Genomic DNA, 16,299 nt, shown 5'->3' with positions numbered 1-16,299 from the left:
GGATGACGGAACAGACGGAGCGGGCGGAGCACTCGGGACAGGCGGCGGACTCTACGGCGGGACATTCGGACCGTGCGGGGCTCCCGGACCGTACGGCGGGACATTCGGACCGCACGGGGACCGCAGCCACGACAGGCGGCGTGCGCCCCGTCTCCCGCCCCCGGCCTCTCGGTGAGGTCCGCACCTGGCCGGGATCCTTCGCCGACCGGCTGACCGCGCCCCTGCCCGGCGTACGCGCCATGGCCCGGCTGGCCAGGGAAGGCGCCGTACGCCCCGGTGCCGACGGGCTGCGCGACATTCCCCAGCTGCCCTTCGCGCCCGGCCCGCTCCCCGTGGTCGGCACCGCGACGGTCGCCGTCACTTGGGCGGGACACGCCAGTTGGGTCCTCGCCATCGGCGGACTCACCGTCCTCACCGATCCCGTCTGGTCCCGCCGGATCTTCGGCACCCCGGCCCGGATCACCCCCGTCGGCGTCCGATGGGAGGATCTGCCGCCCATCGACGCGGTGGTCATCAGCCACAACCACTTCGACCATCTCGACGCCCCCACCCTGAGGCGGCTGCCGCGCCACACGCCGGTGTTCGTCCCGGCCGGGCTCGGCCGCTGGTTCCGGCGCCGCCGGTTCACCGGGGTGACCGAACTCGACTGGTGGGAGGGAGCGGAGCTGCACGGCGTCCGTTTCGACTTCGTCCCGGCCCACCACTGGTCCAAGCGCACCCTCACCGACACCTGCCGCTCGCTCTGGGGCGGCTGGGTGCTGACCGACCAGCACCGGCAGTCCGTGTACTTCGCGGGCGACACCGGCTATGGCCACTGGTTCGAGGAGATCGGCCGCCGCCACCCCAGTCTCGACCTGGCCCTGCTGCCGATCGGTGCGTACGAACCGCGCTGGTGGCTCAGCGATGTGCACACCGACCCGGACGAGGCGGTGCGCGCCTTCGAGGATCTCGGGGCCCGGAACATGGCCCCGATGCACTGGGCGACCTTTGTGCTCTCCGCCGAGCCGGTCCTTGAGCCGCTCACCCGCGTCCGGGCGGCCTGGGAGCGCACGGGCAGGCCCCGCCGCCAGCTGTGGGATCTGCCGGTGGGCGGCTCACGCCTGCTGACCGGATGAGTCGGCAGGCCCGGAGCGGGACCCGCGCCGGACCCTGCGCCACAGCGCCGGAGCCGAGCTGATCACCGCTGTCAGCGCCACCGCCGCGACCACGCCCTGCCACGGCTCGGGGAACAGCGAGCCGCCCAGAATCCCGATCAGCTGATACGTCGCCGCCCAGGCCAGGCACGCCGGGACGTCCCCCCGCACGAACCTCCGCAGCGGCATCCGGGCCAGCAGACAGGCCAGCATGACCGGGATCCGCCCGGCCGGCACCAGCCGGGAGAGCACCAGCACCGTCACCCCGTGCGCGTCCAGTCTGCGCTGAGCCTGCTCCAGCCGGTCGGGCGCGGCACGATCGCGCAGCGCTTCGAGCCACCGCGAGCCGTTCCTGGAACGCACCCCGCGCTGCCCCAGCCAGTACAGCGTCACATCCCCGAGGAACGCGGCGAACGACGCCACCAGGAAGACGTACAGCAGGGACAGTGGAGTGGTCTGATGGAAGGCCACCACCGCCGCCGAGCTCACCACGGCCCCCGTCGGCACCACGGGCACCAGGGAGCCCAGCGCCACCAGGAGAAAGAGCGAGGGATAGCCGACCGCCTGCTGCGTCGACTCCGGCGGCAGCCGCCTCACCACCTCCGACAGCTGCCCGAGCGACTGCCACTGCCGGGATATCACCGGGCCGCCTCCGGTCTGATCCGCTCGCCGTGGCCCAGCCGGTGCACCGCCACCTGGGGAGCCAGGCGGGCCGCCTTCCGTACGAACTCCTCGCCCGGGGCGTAGAACTCGTGCGGCCGGATCGGGTCCATCCCGATCGGCCAGTACGTGCCGTAGTGCACCGGCACGGCCGCGCGCGGCGCGAGTGAGGCCAGCGCCTGCGCCGCCCGGCCCGCGTCCAGATGCGAGCGGCCCAGGTACGGCCCCCAGCCGCCCACCGGCAGCAGGGCGACATCGACCGGTCCGACCTCGTCGGCCATCGCGTCGAAGAGCCCCGTGTCCCCGGCGAAGTACGTACGCGCCTCGCCGCTGATCACATATCCGAGCGCGGGTGACCGGTGCGGCCCGAGCGGCAGCCTCCGCCCGTCGTGCATCGCGGGCACGGCCCGCACCACCAGCTCACCGACCCGCACCTCGTCGCCGGGAGCCACTTCGGTGACCGGCAGCCCCAGCCGTGCCAGCCCCGGCACGGACCGCGTCGCGGCCCTGGGCACGACCAGCCGGGTCCCGGGCGCGAGGCGCGCCAGCGAGGGCAGATGCAGATGGTCGGAGTGCAGATGGGAGACGAGGACCGCCTCTGCCACCGCGGCCCGCGCGGGTGGCAGCTCACCCCGCCGCCGGCGCAGATGCGCGAGCCGGCGCGTGAACAGCGGATCGGTCAGCACCCGGACGCCGGAGTCCTCGACCGTGCAGGTGGCGTGACCCCACCAGGTGACCTCCACACGCGCCTCCTCGTTACCTCGTCGGCGTACGCGTACGAGCCTAGGTTCTTTCGGTTGGATCAGGCTGATCCAACCGAGAGGCCCTCGGCGTATCGCTCTGTGAGGTCGTGTCCGTAAGGTCTCGCCCGGTCCGTGACGCCCTTGGGGCGTACGCCGCTGCCACGCGGACACTCCGCGGAGCTCATCGTCCGGACCGAGCGGGGCACGATCCAAACGACAGGCCCCGGACGCCGGAGTAGGGTCGGCGGCCGACGACAGGCGAGTGCAGGAGGACCTTCCGTGGACGGCTTACGAGTGGCGGCCATCGCCAGCCTGACCCCGCTCGAAGAACTCGACCGCGACCCCTTTCTCGTGGACACCCGCAGCCAGCACGCGATGTGCGCCCGCTGGGCCGCCGACCAGGGCCATGTCGTCACCCGGCAGCTGCTCTTCTACCGCCTGCGCCCCGACCACACCGCCCTGTGGACCGATGTCGACGCGGGGCTGGTGGACCTCTTCGTCGCCCCCAACGAGCGCGTGCTCGCCGGGGCCCTCACCCACGTCGCCGGATTCCGAGCGGAGTGCGGGCGCAGAGGCGTACGGCTGGAGACGGCGAACCTGGACGAGCCCGTGTACGACGCGGCGATGAAGGCCAATGTCCACCGCAGGCTCTCCATGCCCACAGCGGGCTACGACGGCTGCTGACGACGTCCGCGCGCCGCCTCCGGACCGGCCGCCCCGAGGCGCCCGTACCGGCCGCCATCACTGGCGTGCCCGCGCCCGCCGACCCGATGCCCGCCCCTGAAGGCGACGCGGGCCCGGCCCCCCTCGGCCGCTCCGACGGATCAAGCCCGCCCTTGTGCAAGGCTGGAGACCTGGTCCAAGGGTGAGGTGACAGCGGCGTGGTCGAAGGGTGAGGTGACAGCGGCGTGGTCGAAGGGCGATGGCGTACGGCCGGCAGAGCCCTTGTGCGCGTGATCGTGGTGTGGGCCGTGTCCACGCTGACCATGCTGGCGCTCGCCGGGCTGCTGCCCGACTTCCAGCTCCAGTCCGACGACGGGGACTCCGTCACCAGGACAGCCGTCACCGCCGCCTTGGGCGCCGGCGCCTTCGGTCTGCTCACCGCGCTGGTCTGGCCCGTCGTCGTGCGCGCCCTGCTGCTCGTACCGGCCCTGATACTCGGCCTGTTGGTGTTCTTCCTCAACGGCTCGCTGCTGCTGATCGCGCTCTGGCTGATCCCCGACGGGCGCGGCGCGGCCGACCCGGAGACCGCGGTCGTCGTCGCCGCCGTGATGTCCGCCGTCGCCTCGGCTACCTCCACCGCCCTTGCCGTACGGGACGACAACGCCTACCGCCGAAGACTCTCCCGGCTCGCCGACCGCCGCAGACGGCGCAGCGGCGAGGACGGCGCCGGCAGCGGCACGCCCGGCACGGTCTTTCTGCAGCTCGACGGCGTCGGGCACGACGTGCTCAGGCGCGCCGCCGACGACGGAGTGATGCCGACCGTCGCCGGCTGGGTCGGAGCGACCCACCGGCTCACCCCGTGGCGCACCGACTGGTCCAGCCAGACGGGCGCCAGTCAGCTCGGCATCCTGCACGGCTCCAACCACGACGTCCCCGCCTTTCGCTGGTACGAGAAGGACACCGGCCGGGTCATGGTCAGCAACCGGCCCGCGAGCGCCGTCGAACTCCAGCGACGCGCCATCGCGCGCACCGGCGACGGCGGACTGCTCACCGTCGACGGAGCCAGCCGCGGCAATCTCTTCAGCGGCGGCGCCGACCAGCTCGCACTCGTCCTGTCCATGGCAGCCCGGCGCGGCCGGGCCAACCGCTCCAGGGCCGGCTACTTCGCGTACTTCTCCGACCCCGCCAACGCGGTGCGTACCGCGCTGTCCTTCGTCGCCGAAGTCGCCCGTGAGATCGGCCAGTCGACGCGGTCCCGGCTGCGCGGCGACTCGCCGCGCACCGGCCGCGGCGGGCTGTACCCCTTCATCCGGGCCTTCGCCACCGTCGTCGAGAAGGACGTGGTGGTCGCCGCGGTCATCGGGGACATGCTGGCCGGGCGCACCGCGGTCTACGCCGACCTGGTCGCCTTCGACGAAGTGGCGCATCACTCCGGGCCGCACAGCAGGGACGCCCGGCTCGTGCTGCGACGCCTCGACCGTTCCCTCGCACTGATCGCCAAGGTCGCCGACCACGCGCCCCGCACCTACCGGATCGTGCTGCTCTCCGACCACGGCCAGAGCCCCGGGGAGACCTTCGAGAGTGCTTATGGCCTCACCCTGAAGGACCTCGTACGGGCCGGCTGCGGGCTGCCGGTCTCACGCCGGGCCGGGCGCTCCAGGAGCGGGGCCGAGGCCCGGGACGCGGCGGGCGACGCCCTGCGCGGCGCCCTGCACCGGCAGCGGACCGACGGCGAGGACGAGCGCCCCGAGCCGGGCTCCGACCCGGTCGTACTCGCCTCCGGCAACCTCGCGCTGATCTCCTTCCCCGACAGTGCGGACCGCCTCAGCCGCGAACAGATCGAACGGCGCCACCCGGGGCTGCTCCACACCCTCGCGAGCCACCCGGGCATCGGCTTTCTGCTGGTCCGCAGCGAGGAGCACGGCTCCCTGGTGCTCGGCCCCGACGGCGCCGAAGTGCCCATCGCCCAGCTGTCCGACCACGGCCCGCTGTCGGCGTTCGGGCCGGGCGCGGCCGAGGCGGTGCGGCGCACCGACGGGTTCCCGCACGTCGCCGACATCATGGTCAACTCGATGTACGACCCGAAGGCGGGCACGGTGCACGCGTTCGAGGAACAGATCGGCTCCCACGGCGGCCTCGGCGGCGAGCAGTCCCAGCCGTTCCTGCTGTCGCCGCTCGATCTGACCCCGCCCGTCGGGGTCGGCGCCGAACTCGTCGGCGCGGAGCGGGTGCACCGCGTACTGCGGCGCTGGCTTCGCGAGTGTGCCGGCCCGCAGGTGCCGATCGGGACTGCCGCAGAACCCTCCCCTCCGGATACCTTGACGCCGTAGGGGCAGCGCGGGAGATCCGCCGGACCGGGGAGTGCGTCCAGTGCGTGCAGTGGTGTTCGAGGAGTTCCGGAAGCCGCTCGACGTGCGCGAGGTCCCCGACCCCGTGCCGTCCCCCGGCGGGGCGGTGATCAGGGTCGAGGCGACCGGGCTGTGCCGCAGCGACTGGCACGGCTGGATGGGACACGACAGCGACATCACCCTTCCGCACGTCCCCGGGCACGAACTGGCCGGAGCAGTCGCCTCGGTGGGCGACGGCGTCGCCAACTGGCGGCCCGGCGACCGGGTCACCGTGCCCTTCATCTGCGCCTGCGGCCGGTGCCCCGCGTGCATACGCGGCGCCCAGCAGGTGTGCGAGCGCCAGGAGCAGCCCGGCTTCACCCACTGGGGGTCCTTCGCCGAGTACGTGCCCGTCCACCACGCCGACGCCAATCTGGTCGCCCTGCCCGAGGCGATGTCGTACACCACGGCCGCGAGCCTGGGCTGCCGGTTCGCCACCGCGTTCCGGGCCGTCGTGGGCCAGGGCCGGGTGCGGCCGGGGGAGTGGGTCGCCGTGCACGGCTGCGGTGGCGTGGGCCTGTCCGCGGTGATGATCGCCGCGGCCTGCGGGGCCAGGGTCGTCGCCGTCGATGTCTCGCCGCGGGCGCTGGAGCTGGCGCGGACGTTCGGGGCCGAGGCATGCGTGGACGCGGCGGCGCGTGCCGGATCGGTCGCCGAGGCCGTCCGCGAGGCGACCGGCGGCGGCGCGCATCTCTCGCTGGATGCCCTGGGAGCTCCGGCGACCTGTGTGAACTCCGTACAGAGCCTGCGCCGCCAGGGCCGCCACGTGCAGGTCGGTCTGCTGCCCGCGGGCGTCCATCTGCCGATGGACCGACTGGTCCCGCTGGAGCTGGAGATCCTCGGCAGCCACGGCATGGCCGCGCATGACTACCCGGAGATGATGGCCATGGTGGCCACCGGCGCACTGCGGCCCGACCGGCTGGTGACGAGCGCCATCGGCCTCGACGATGTGCCTGCCGCGCTGGCCGCACTCGGCACCGCGTCCCCGGCCGGCGTCACCGTGATCACACCGCACACGGCGGTGAGTTCGGCGTAATACGCGTACCCCGGCAGAGCGGATCCGAGCCACACCGCGGCAGCGCATGCCCCGCGCAGGCCGACGACCAGATGCTCTGATCGCGTGACCCGGCAGGATCACCTGCCCCAACCCCCGCGCCGTCGGCCCGTTTTGGATCGCCGGGCGAACATCAATACCATCCGGTGATGATCACAAGAAATCGGCTGGCGGCCGGGGTGTGCGGTCTGCTCGCCGTCCTGGCCGCCGGGCTCTTCCCGGCAGGCGCCGCCGCCGACGAACCAGCGGCGAAACCGTCTCCGAAGGTCGAGCTGGTGCTCGATGTCAGCGGCTCGATGCGCGCGCGGGACATCGACGGCCAGACACGCATGGCCGCCGCGAAGCAGGCGTTCAACGACGTACTCGACGCCGTGCCGAGCGAGGTGGAACTCGGCATACGCACCCTCGGGGCCAACTACCCGGGCAAGGACAAGAAGCTCGGCTGCAAGGACACCCGGCAGCTCTACCCGGTCGGCCCGCTCGACCGTACCGAGGCGAAGACCGCGGTCGCGACGCTCGCGCCCACCGGCTGGACCCCGATCGGGCCCGCCCTGCTCGGCGCGGCCGACGACCTGAAGGGTGGCGACGCCACCCGGAGGATCGTGCTCATCACGGACGGCGAGGACACCTGCGCCCCGCTCGACCCGTGCGAGGTGGCACGTGACATCGCTGCCAAGGGGATCCATCTGGTCATCGACACACTCGGCCTGGTCCCGGACGCCAAGACCCGCGACCAGCTCAGCTGTATCGCCGAGGCCACCGGCGGCACCTACACCTCGGTGCAGCACACCGACGAACTCTCCGACCGGGTCAGCCAGTTGGTGGACCGCGCCGCTGAACCGGTCGTCACGCCGGTGGCGACCGAGGGCGCGCGGGAGTGCGCGAAGGCCCCGCAGCTGAAGCCGGGCCTGTACAGCGATCGCGAGAAGTTCGGCGAGCACCGCTGGTACCGGGTGGACGTCCGTCCCGGACAGGAGCTGCGCGCCTCCGTCAGCGTCGCCGCCGACCGGGCCGTCAACAACGACTACGGCGTACTGCTGCGGGCCGTGACCGTCCACGGCCGGGAAATCGTCCGCGGCTCGGAGGCGGGTGACGGACGCACCGATCTCATCTCCACCGGCCTGCGCTATCCGAAGGCTCCCGCCGACGACGAGGCCGAGCGGACCGCCGAGACGGTCTGCCTCCAGGTCAGCAACTCCTTCTCGGCGCCCGCCTCGGTGAAGACCGACCCCGGCCTGCCCGTGGAGCTCACCGTCGACATCGTCGACGGTCCCGACGAGGCGGCCGACGTGGCCGCTTTCGGCCTCGGCCGCGGCTGGTGGCTCCTCGCCGTCCTGGTGCTCACCGGCCTGGCGACCGGGCTGCTGTGGGGCTGGATCTCACGCTGGCGCATTGCCGTATGGAGGACCAACTGATGCGTATCGCACGCGCCTTGACGACCGCTCTGCTGACCGCCGGCGCGCTGAGCGCAGGGGCGGGAGCTGCTGTCGCTGACGACCCGACGCCCAGTCCGGCCAAGAGCGGGGACGCGGCCGGACCGACCAAGGCGGGCACCGGCTTCCGTGACGCCACCGCGATCGAGCAGGGCCGGAAGGCCACCGCCGAGGCATCCGCCGGCGACTACCTCTACTGGGTGTTCCCCGCCGACGCGGGACGGCGGGCCACGGTCAGGGCCAGAGTCACGCTGCCCGACGCGGGCGCCAGGCACGGCTCGTCCACCTGGCGGCTCGATGTGTACGACGGCCTGCGCCGGCGCCAGCCCTGCATGTACGGCATGCAGACCAGGGGAGCCGCCAAGGAGGCCGCGACGGTCGAGCTGTCCTGCACCCTGCGCACGGTCCGCTCCTGGGCCGAGCCGTGGGACAACGACCCGCTGCCGGGCAGCTACTACATCCGGCTGACCGTCGGCGATCTGCCCGAGGAAGACCTGGGACTGCCCGTACGGGCCGAGATCGAGGCCACCTCGGCGGATGCGGGCGGCGCATACGCGGTCGACGGATCGCTCGCCGCCCCGCTCGTGCCGGGCAGCAGCACCGGCGCGAAGGAGGCCGGCAAGGACAGCGCGCCGAAGCAGGCTGCCGCGCTCGGCGAACCGGACGGTGGCTGGGCCTCCGGCTGGTGGTCCGACCGCTGGATCTGGACGGTCGCGGGCGGGCTGCTCGGCGCGCTCGCGGCCGTCGGCGGCCACTCCCTCACCCGAGGCTCCGGGCGCCCCTCGCGCGTACCGCCGGCGGCCTGACACGGGCAGTGGCCACGGCGTGTCCGCCGTGGCCACTCGGCCCGGTGCGCATGCCATACCCGGGGCCCGGCATGCGCACCGGCCACATCAGGCCTTCTGGAGCGCGGCGAGCTGCGCGGCCAGTGTCTCCTTCGACTGGAACGTCGCACCGAACAGCGCCACATGCTTCCAGTGGAGCGTCCCGTCGGCCGCTATGACGAACACCGCACGGCGCAGCCCGATCCCCGGGGCCGCGATGCCGAAGGCCCGCGCGAGGGCCCTGCCGGTGTCGGCGAGCAGCGGCATCCGCAGCGCGTACTTGCGGGCGAACGACTCATGGCTGTCGACACTCTGCGGGCTGACGGCCCAGACATCGGCCCCGCACCCGGTGAACGCCTCCAGACCGCTGGAGTACGAGCACAGCTGCTTGGTGCAGACCGTGGTGTCGTCGCCGGGATAGAAGGCGATGACCAGCGGGCGCCCGCGCTGCTCGCCGAGCGAGAAGTCACGCCGCTCGAAGACGTCGTCGACCAGTACGCCTCCGGGGAGCGTGAAGTCGTCGACGGGCCTGCCCAGTTCAGGTGACGCTGCCAAGAGAACTCCTGCGCTTCGAGTGCGGACGGACGGGCGTCCGGCCTGCTTCCGGCTCCTCGCCGAGGTGATCAACGAGGGCCGCTCACCCACTCAGTCCACGCCGAAGCGGGCCGCGGATGGAAGACGAACCGGGGATCGTGGCCGGGTTGCAATCGAAGGTCGTCCGGGCAGCCGGGAGGGCGCGCGCCGAGCCGGGGGTGCCCGCAGCCCCCAGGGGCCATGCCTCCAGGGCCTCTCGTTCGGATCTTGCCGGGCTCGCTGATCCGGCCAGATCCGAACGAACGGTCGGCTCAGCCCTGAGCCTTGCGCAGCAGGGTGTCCTGCCGTGGCGCGCCGCCGTCGCCGGGCACCTGCGCGTACGAGTTCAGCAGGAAACGCCGCAGCCGCACCGTGTCGAACTGGAGCAGCGCCACGCCTTCGGGCGAGCGCAGCTCCACCATCGTCTGGGCCCGGCCGCACGGCCAGATGCGCACATCGTCGGTGCCGGACGGGGTTCGCAGTCCTTGGTCCAGCAGGCTGCGGGGGAAGGTCCAGATCTCGGCCCTGCCGCCGAGACACACCTCGGGCGGGAAGTGCATGTGCAGGGAACCCGGGTCGTCGTCGCTGGAGCGCAGGCGCACCGGTATGCCGGCGGGGTGAGGCGCGTCGCTGATGAGACGGGCCCGGACGGACTGCTCGACGGTGGGGGACATCGATCCACTCCTCTGACCATCGGTGGCCTGACTGGTCTGAGTCACTAAAACTCGCAGCGGGGAGATTCGCTCGTTAGAGGGTGGATCTCTGGCTACATGCCCTAAAAGGGTCAGGAGTCCGCTCATGTCCGAGTGTCCCGAGGTCCTGGACTCTGCGGCCTGTGCGCGGTGGTACCAGGAGCAGCAGCCGCAGCTCGTCGCATACGCGCGCTCCCTCACCGGCGACCCGTGGCTGGCCGAGGACCTGGTGGCCGAGGCGTGCTTCCGGGTCTGGCGGAGGTATCTGGGCCATGCGGTCGATGATGTGCCGGGACGCCTCGCGGCCACCGTGCGCGGGCTGGTGGAGGCGGAGGCGAGCCCTGCGGAGGTGGGGGCCGCGGGGGGAGCGGCCGACGGGGGGCTTGTCCTCGATGGGGCCGGGATCAGGATCACGGCCGGGGTCGGGGACCCGGGCCGCCGGATCGCCTGGGTCGGACTCCTCTCCCGCGTCCTCGGGCAACTGCCCGAGCGCTGGGTCGGGGCTCTCTGGCTGGCCGAGGCCGAGGGCCTGCCCGTGGATGTGCGCCGGGCCCGCCACGGTATGCGGAAGGCATTTCTGCGCGAGCATCCAGGGCTGCCCGCCGATCCGGCCTGCTCGGTGCACTGGAACCGGATACCGGCGCACATTCTGGAGGCGCACTCACCCAATCAGGCGAATGATCTGCGTTCACATCTGGACGGCTGCGCGGACTGCCGGTCCCGGCTGGCCGTGCTGACCCGCGCGGACGGCCGTCTGCCCGGCCTCGTCGGGCCCGCGCTGCTGGCCTTCGCGCTCGGCGGGCCGGGGGCGTTCCTGTCGCCGCTCATGAGAGGCGGGCCGGTCGGCGGCGCGGGGAGTTCGCACGGCATGTGCTCGCCGTGGAAAAGGGGAAGCCCCGGCCGGACGGGGGTTTCCGGCCGGGGCGGCGCGAGGCGGGTGGGCAGGGCGGTCGCCTCACGGGGAGACGCTCCACAGGGCTTCAGTCGAACGATCTTCCCTGGGGCGACAGGTGAGGCCCGGGACACCCGTTCATCACACCCACGCATAGGTGAACGGTAAACCACCCTCGGGGCGTTCCCTGCTGCCGGCGCCTCGGGTGTGACATGTACAACGATCGATTCGCTACTGACCGGCGCCCCGCGGCACCACGGTGGCCAGTACGGACGGCAGCGGGTACCAGTCGGCCGAGACCACGCTCGCATGGCGGCCGGCGAGCAGCCCGACACGGTCCCGCGCCTGGGTCTCGGTCGGGTTCGTGCCGTCGATCGCGGGTGCGACGCCCTGGGTGTCCGTCATGACGACGAGGTAGTGGTTCCGGTCGTACCAGGAGGTGTCGACGGTCCCGCCCGCGTAGCTGCCCGCGTCCCCGTCGAAGAGGACGAACCAGGGGCGGAGGCCCGCATCGGTGTACCGGGTGCGGGGGTCGCCGGCCGCCGCACCGAGGACGGCGGGGAACGCCGCCGCGTCCCGGAGCCTGCCGACGGCCGCGAGCCCGCGCAGATGCATGGCGTACTCCCGGTCGGTCCACAGGGTGTCGAGGGGGTTGCCCCTCTCGACCGTGCCGGGAATGAGCTCGATCACGAACGTGCCCGCGAGGGCCGAGCGCGCGGGCCAGCCGTTCGCCCGTACGGCCGTGTCGAGGTCGGGGTGGCTGCCCGTCAGATCACCCGGGCGGAACAGCGCGTCGCCGAGGTGTGCGGAGAGCAGCGCGTCGAGGGCGGCGGGGCCGCGGCCGTTGTTGTTCTGGAAGCCGTCCTTCATCTCCATCTTGACCAGGATGGGACGGTGCCCCGGATGGGCGTCGTGCCACGCCCTCATGTCGGCGAGGCAGCCGCCGAGATCCTGGTTTCTGGACCTGGTGCGCAGCTGGGCGGCGTTGGCCGCGTTCTCGCAGTTGTTGTCGTTGCCGAGGGGGTTGCTGTGGGAGACGCGCCAGGAGCGGCCGAAGACATTGGTCCAGACGTCGAGTTCGAGCATTCCCGCGCCGGAGTCGAGGGCGTCCGCGAAGTACGAGTACTTGGTTTTCTCGTACGCGTTGTGAACACCGACCCAGGTGGCGGACGAGTAGGGCAGCTGCCCCGGGTCCGCCGAGGTGGGCGTGGCCGCCGCCGTCGGGGCGAGAGCGGCGGCGAACAGTCCGGCCGCCATGGTCGACGTCACGGCGGCGCGCGAGAGCTTCCCCATGGTCCCTGCCTTCAGGTCGTGTGGTCGTTCCGATCAAGTCGACGGAAGAGTAGGGGAGTTGAGTGAACCGTGGGGAGACTGTACTCGGCCGACAACGGTGCGCCGGATGTGCGCGGATCTCTTCGAATGAGGGGCTCCGGCCAGCCCCCCCGGCACCCGGACCCGCACCTGACAGGGCGGTCCCCGCCCCGGCTCCCGGGGGACCGCGGCAGCGCTGCCGGTGGGTTCGAAGGGACGGGACGGGGGAAACGCCCGTCCCACGACGTGCCCCGCCCCGCGACCCGAGGCACCATGGGCCGCATGCTGCTCGCCCGGCTCGCCGATGTGTCCCGCGATGTCGCCGCGACCTCGTCCAGGTCGCGGAAGATCGCCGCGCTCGGCGAGCTGTTCGCGGAGGCCCGGCCCGAGGAGGTCGGGCTCGTCATCTCCTATCTCGCCGGGCGTCTTCCGCAGGGCAGTATCGGCATCGGCTGGAGCGTGCTCAAGGAGAGCGTCACCGCGGCGGAAGCCCCGCAGCTCACCGTCGCCGACACCGACGCCGCGCTCACCCGCCTCGCCGCCGTCACCGGCGCAGGGGCCCAGGGCGAGCGGAAACGGCTCGTCCGGGAGCTCATGGCCGCCGCCACCGCATCGGAGCAGGAGTTTCTGATGCGTCTGCTGACAGGGGAGGTGAGGCAGGGGGCACTCGACGCGATCGCGCTGGAGGGAGTCGCCAAGGCCGCCGACGCCCCCGCTGCCGATGTGCGGCGGGCCGTCATGCTCGACGGGTCGCTGCCCCGGGTGGCCCGCGCCCTGCTCACCGAGGGGCCGGCCGCCCTCGCGACGTTCCGGCTGCGCGTCGGGACCCCCGTCCTTCCGATGCTCGCCCACACCGCGAAGTCGGTCACGGAAGCCGTCGCGACGCTCGGCACCCCGTGCGTGGTCGAGGAGAAACTCGACGGCATCCGCGTCCAGGTCCACCGCAACGGAGACGACGTCCGCGTCTACACCCGCTCCCTCGACGACATCACCGACCGCCTCCCCGAAGTGGCCGACGCAGCCCGGAACATGACGGGGGATCATTTCATTCTGGACGGTGAGGTGATCTCCCTGGACAACTCCGGACGCCCCCGCTCCTTCCAGGACATCGCCTCCCGTGTCGGCTCCCGTACGGATGTGGCCGCGGCGCGGGCCGCGCTACCCCTGTCGCCCGTCTTCTTCGATGTCCTCGCGGCCGACGGCGAGGACACGCTCGACCTCCCGGGCGGCGAACGGCACACCGTCCTCGCCCGCCTCGTCCCCGAGCCCATGCGGGTACGCCGCGCCGTCGTCGACGACCCCTCCTCCGGTCCGCAGATCGCCGCCGCCGAGCAGTTCCTCGGCGATACGCTGCGCCGCGGCCACGAGGGTGTCCTGGTCAAGGCGCTCGACGCGCCGTACGTCGCGGGCCGCCGAGGCCGGTCCTGGCTCAAGGTCAAGCCGGTCCACACACTCGACCTCGTCGTCCTGGCCGCCGAGTGGGGGCACGGCCGGCGCACCGGGCTGCTCTCCAACCTCCACCTCGGCGCACGCGCCGCTGACGGTACCTACGTCATGCTCGGCAAGACCTTCAAGGGCCTGACCGACGCGATGCTGCGCTGGCAGACGGACCGGCTGCGCGAACTGGCCGTCGACGACGACGGGTTCACGGTCAGGGTCCGCCCCGAACTCGTCGTCGAGATCGCCTACGACGGAGTGCAGCGCTCGTCCCGCTACCCGGCCGGGGTCGCTCTCCGCTTCGCCCGCGTCCTGCGCCACCGCCCCGACAAGAGTGCGGAGCAGGCCGACACCGTCGATCAGGTCCTGCAGTCCCGCGCCTGAAGGACGCGCGGACGCCGCCCCTCAGCGCAGGCCCATCACCTTGTCGGCGAAGGCCGTCAGATTGCCGACCGTACGGGTGATCCGCTCGTCGAGCGTGAGGGTCTCCTCGTGCAGCCCGCCGCGCAGCTTCGGCAGCTTCCTGCCCCGGACGTACAGCGAGCAGGCGAGGTCCGCGCAGAGATAGGCGCCCACGGTGTTGCCCTCCCGGCCGGCCGCGCCGGCCAGCGGGGCGGCGAAGAGCGTCACTCCGGATGAGGCGTGGCCGGTGAGGCAGACCTGGCACATGCTCGACTTCACGGCACTGGTCCGTCCGGTGGACGGGACACGCAGGGTGATTCCGACCGGGCCGTCCTCGCGGGGGAGGACGACATGCGCCCGCAGCGGAGCCCCGGGATCGCTCCAGCCCAGGAAGTCCAGATCCGCCCAGGGGACTTCGGCGAAGTCGGTGGGGAGCTTCAGGCGGGTCGCCTCTCCCTTCGTGCAGTTGACGAAGGATCCGCGTATCTGTTTTTCGGTCAGTGCGTCCACCGGTGGAACGTACACAGAGCGCGTTGGTACGGGCATCCCCTTTATGGTGGCGACGTCGCCGCCGTTTCCTGAAGGGATCCAGGTCATGCCTACAGAGCCGCTGTCACAGAAGGAGATCGAGGACCGGTTGCGGGAGCTTCCCGGCTGGTCCCTGGAGGGTGACCGTATCGCGCGAGCGTTCCGTCTCCCCACCCATTTCGCGGCGACCGCGATGGTCGTACACATCGCCCAGATCCAGGACGAGCTGAACCACCACTCGGACCTGACACTCGGCTACAACACCCTGGATGTGTCGGTGAACACCCATGACGCCGGCGGCGCGGTCACCGAGAAGGACTTCGTGCTGGCCCAGCGGGTGGAGGAAATCGCCGCGGGACACGGCGCGCGCTGAGGTGCGCTGGGGCCTCTCGTCGGATCCGGCCCGATCCAACGAGAGGCCCTGGCCCACGGGCACCCGGGCTCCCCAGCGCGCCCCCTCAGGATCCGACCTGCCGGACCGCGGCCTTCCGCCACACGCTTCACCAGGGCCTTCCCCGGTCGCCGGGGCGGCGGGTCACCGCTTGGCCCGGCGGCGGGCGATGAGCAGGCCAAGGATCATACCGACCACGAGGGTGACCGTGAGGACGGCCCAGAGGGGGATGGTGACGGTGGGGACCCACAGTCTGATGGTGACGGACCCTGTGTTGACGGCGATGAACCAGATGGCGAGGGCCGCGAGGACGAGGAAACCGATGGTGCGCAACCGCATGTCACGACCCTTGACCGTCAGCGTCGACGGTTGATGTGACGTAGTGGCCTTGTGTGTCATATAAGTAAGTATCAAGCTGTTCGAGTGTTTCATCCACTGAGCGGCGATATGGATGGCCTGTAGGGGTGACGCGGTGAGGGGCAGAGGGCGGTCTCGGAGCCGGGGCGGTTGCGTGGGTCGATCGTGGCCTCGGTGAGGGCCTGCACGACACCGGCTCGGTGACAGCGGGCCAGCCGCCACGGCGGGAACCGGTTCGGCTGGAACGTGGTCAGCACGCGGCGCCGGGCGTCGGCGAGGTGGGCGGGCTGTGCCGCTTCGAGAAGTCGAAGCCCCTCGTGCTCATGAGCGCTCTCCTGTGGTGCCTTCGGGCAGCGAGTCGGCGAGATAGGCGTCGAGATCGGGACGGTCCGGGACGAGCATGTGCCGCACCCATGCGTCGCGTTCGTGCACGAGCGGCGGCAGCTCGAAAACACAGCCGATCCACGCCCTCGACCTGTCGAGCGGTACGAAGTGCGACGGGTCCCGGTCCGGGCAGTCGAGCACCGGCTGTCCCGCCGCCGCCGCGCCGAAGTGCAGGACGTTGTCCCAGACCCAGCTGTAGGCGTTGATGTACGCGCCGTCGTCCCCTCCCCTGTGGAGGACGACGAACGAGACCGGCGGTGTGCCGTCGGGCTCCGGCAGGAGCTCCGGCAGGATCGCGTAGGCGGCCTTCTCGACGGCGGGCTCGATCCCGCCAGGGTCTCCCGTGACGTGGTAGCGCTTGATGCTGCGCCCGCCGACCTCGATCGGGGGCGGTGCCCACAGAAACTTCTCGGTGAAGGTCATGGCAGGACGCTA

At 72.0% G+C, this 16,299-nt stretch carries 17 protein-coding genes; 9 read left to right on the top strand and 8 right to left on the bottom strand.

Annotation, left to right across the window (positions count from 1 at the left end):
- Positions 1-2: 2 nt before the first annotated feature.
- Positions 3-1,115 (top strand): MBL fold metallo-hydrolase, encoded by a 1,113-nt coding sequence (locus OG293_RS05680; protein WP_405997664.1) that lies wholly within the window; start codon positions 3-5, stop codon positions 1,113-1,115.
- On the opposite strand, the gene OG293_RS05675 is transcribed toward OG293_RS05680, so the two are convergent.
- Both OG293_RS05675 and OG293_RS05670 read right to left on the bottom strand, forming a co-directional pair.
- On the bottom strand, positions 1,095-1,775 hold the full coding sequence (locus OG293_RS05675; protein ID WP_405997663.1) for a DedA family protein: 681 nt from the start codon (positions 1,773-1,775) through the stop codon (positions 1,095-1,097). The two genes, OG293_RS05680 and OG293_RS05675, sit on opposite strands and share 21 nt — an antisense overlap.
- Entirely contained in the window at positions 1,772-2,536 is a 765-nt protein-coding gene (locus OG293_RS05670) for an MBL fold metallo-hydrolase (RefSeq protein ID WP_405997662.1), read from the bottom strand. Before OG293_RS05670 ends, OG293_RS05675 begins: the two co-directional genes overlap by 4 nt.
- 279 nt (positions 2,537-2,815) lie before the next feature.
- Between OG293_RS05670 and OG293_RS05665 the strand changes: the two genes are divergently transcribed.
- The 5 genes from OG293_RS05665 (at position 2,816) to OG293_RS05645 (ending at position 8,879) form a co-directional block, all read left to right on the top strand.
- A complete protein-coding gene (locus OG293_RS05665; protein ID WP_405997661.1) occupies positions 2,816-3,220 on the top strand; it encodes a hypothetical protein in 405 nt (134 codons plus the stop codon).
- A 224-nt stretch (positions 3,221-3,444) separates the two neighbouring features.
- Entirely contained in the window at positions 3,445-5,529 is a 2,085-nt protein-coding gene (locus tag OG293_RS05660) for a phage holin family protein (RefSeq protein ID WP_405997660.1), read from the top strand.
- A 40-nt stretch (positions 5,530-5,569) separates the two neighbouring features.
- Positions 5,570-6,622 carry a zinc-dependent alcohol dehydrogenase family protein gene (locus OG293_RS05655; RefSeq protein WP_405997659.1) on the top strand — a complete coding sequence of 351 codons (1,053 nt, stop codon included), beginning with the start codon at positions 5,570-5,572 and terminating at the stop codon, positions 6,620-6,622.
- Between the two features lie 167 nt (positions 6,623-6,789).
- Positions 6,790-8,055 carry a VWA domain-containing protein gene (locus OG293_RS05650; protein ID WP_405997658.1) on the top strand — a complete coding sequence of 422 codons (1,266 nt, stop codon included), beginning with the start codon at positions 6,790-6,792 and terminating at the stop codon, positions 8,053-8,055.
- Positions 8,055-8,879, top strand: a complete 825-nt coding sequence (locus OG293_RS05645) for a hypothetical protein (protein WP_405997657.1) — start codon at positions 8,055-8,057, stop codon at positions 8,877-8,879. Before OG293_RS05650 ends, OG293_RS05645 begins: the two co-directional genes overlap by 1 nt.
- Positions 8,880-8,966: 87 nt before the next feature.
- Here the strand turns inward: OG293_RS05645 and OG293_RS05640 are convergent, their stop codons facing one another.
- Together OG293_RS05640 and OG293_RS05635 are read right to left on the bottom strand one after the other, a co-directional pair.
- A complete protein-coding gene (locus OG293_RS05640) occupies positions 8,967-9,452 on the bottom strand; it encodes a peroxiredoxin (protein WP_405997656.1) in 486 nt (161 codons plus the stop codon).
- 290 nt (positions 9,453-9,742) lie between these two features.
- The gene (locus OG293_RS05635; RefSeq protein WP_405997655.1) at positions 9,743-10,144 is read right to left on the bottom strand and encodes an SsgA family sporulation/cell division regulator; all 402 of its coding nucleotides are present in this window, start codon (positions 10,142-10,144) and stop codon (positions 9,743-9,745) included.
- Positions 10,145-10,268: 124 nt separating this feature from the next.
- Here OG293_RS05635 and OG293_RS05630 point away from each other — a divergent pair, with 124 nt between their 5' ends.
- On the top strand, positions 10,269-11,222 hold the full coding sequence (locus OG293_RS05630) for an RNA polymerase sigma factor (protein WP_405997654.1): 954 nt from the start codon (positions 10,269-10,271) through the stop codon (positions 11,220-11,222).
- Between the two features lie 63 nt (positions 11,223-11,285).
- Here OG293_RS05630 and OG293_RS05625 read toward each other — a convergent pair whose 3' ends face one another.
- Positions 11,286-12,347: a phosphatidylinositol-specific phospholipase C domain-containing protein gene (locus OG293_RS05625; protein ID WP_405997653.1), complete on the bottom strand. Its 1,062-nt coding sequence runs from the start codon at positions 12,345-12,347 to the stop codon at positions 11,286-11,288.
- 300 nt (positions 12,348-12,647) lie between these two features.
- Here OG293_RS05625 and OG293_RS05620 point away from each other — a divergent pair, with 300 nt between their 5' ends.
- On the top strand, positions 12,648-14,186 hold the full coding sequence (locus OG293_RS05620; protein WP_405997652.1) for an ATP-dependent DNA ligase: 1,539 nt from the start codon (positions 12,648-12,650) through the stop codon (positions 14,184-14,186).
- Positions 14,187-14,207: 21 nt separating this feature from the next.
- Here the strand turns inward: OG293_RS05620 and OG293_RS05615 are convergent, their stop codons facing one another.
- Positions 14,208-14,750 carry an FBP domain-containing protein gene (locus OG293_RS05615; RefSeq protein ID WP_405997651.1) on the bottom strand — a complete coding sequence of 181 codons (543 nt, stop codon included), beginning with the start codon at positions 14,748-14,750 and terminating at the stop codon, positions 14,208-14,210.
- A gap of 49 nt (positions 14,751-14,799) precedes the next feature.
- On the opposite strand from OG293_RS05615, the gene OG293_RS05610 reads away from it, so the two are divergent.
- Positions 14,800-15,105, top strand: coding sequence for a 4a-hydroxytetrahydrobiopterin dehydratase (locus OG293_RS05610; protein ID WP_405997650.1), 306 nt, complete (start codon positions 14,800-14,802; stop codon positions 15,103-15,105).
- A gap of 162 nt (positions 15,106-15,267) precedes the next feature.
- Here OG293_RS05610 and OG293_RS05605 read toward each other — a convergent pair whose 3' ends face one another.
- Positions 15,268-15,462, bottom strand: coding sequence for a DUF1049 domain-containing protein (locus OG293_RS05605; protein WP_405997649.1), 195 nt, complete (start codon positions 15,460-15,462; stop codon positions 15,268-15,270).
- 339 nt (positions 15,463-15,801) lie between these two features.
- Positions 15,802-16,287, bottom strand: a complete 486-nt coding sequence (locus OG293_RS05600) for a hypothetical protein (RefSeq protein WP_405997648.1) — start codon at positions 16,285-16,287, stop codon at positions 15,802-15,804.
- Between the last annotated feature and the right edge of the window lie 12 nt (positions 16,288-16,299).

The organism is Streptomyces sp. NBC_00829, assembly GCF_045161795.1.
GTDB lineage: Bacteria > Actinomycetota > Actinomycetes > Streptomycetales > Streptomycetaceae > Streptomyces.
The sequence above is the reverse complement of the archived record's forward strand: the minus strand, read 5'-3'. Positions and strand labels throughout refer to the sequence as shown.

Coding starts and splice junctions, on each gene's coding strand:
- OG293_RS05680 (WP_405997664.1), top strand. CDS start 3: ATGACGGAACAGACGGAGCGGGCGGAGCACTCGGGACAGGCGGCGGAC.
- OG293_RS05650 (WP_405997658.1), top strand. CDS start 6,790: ATGATCACAAGAAATCGGCTGGCGGCCGGGGTGTGCGGTCTGCTCGCC.
- OG293_RS05645 (WP_405997657.1), top strand. CDS start 8,055: ATGCGTATCGCACGCGCCTTGACGACCGCTCTGCTGACCGCCGGCGCG.
- OG293_RS05635 (WP_405997655.1), bottom strand. CDS start 10,144: ATGTCCCCCACCGTCGAGCAGTCCGTCCGGGCCCGTCTCATCAGCGAC.
- OG293_RS05630 (WP_405997654.1), top strand. CDS start 10,269: ATGTCCGAGTGTCCCGAGGTCCTGGACTCTGCGGCCTGTGCGCGGTGG.
- OG293_RS05625 (WP_405997653.1), bottom strand. CDS start 12,347: ATGGGGAAGCTCTCGCGCGCCGCCGTGACGTCGACCATGGCGGCCGGA.
- OG293_RS05620 (WP_405997652.1), top strand. CDS start 12,648: ATGCTGCTCGCCCGGCTCGCCGATGTGTCCCGCGATGTCGCCGCGACC.
- OG293_RS05615 (WP_405997651.1), bottom strand. CDS start 14,750: ATGCCCGTACCAACGCGCTCTGTGTACGTTCCACCGGTGGACGCACTG.
- OG293_RS05610 (WP_405997650.1), top strand. CDS start 14,800: ATGCCTACAGAGCCGCTGTCACAGAAGGAGATCGAGGACCGGTTGCGG.
- OG293_RS05605 (WP_405997649.1), bottom strand. CDS start 15,462: ATGCGGTTGCGCACCATCGGTTTCCTCGTCCTCGCGGCCCTCGCCATC.
- OG293_RS05600 (WP_405997648.1), bottom strand. CDS start 16,287: ATGACCTTCACCGAGAAGTTTCTGTGGGCACCGCCCCCGATCGAGGTC.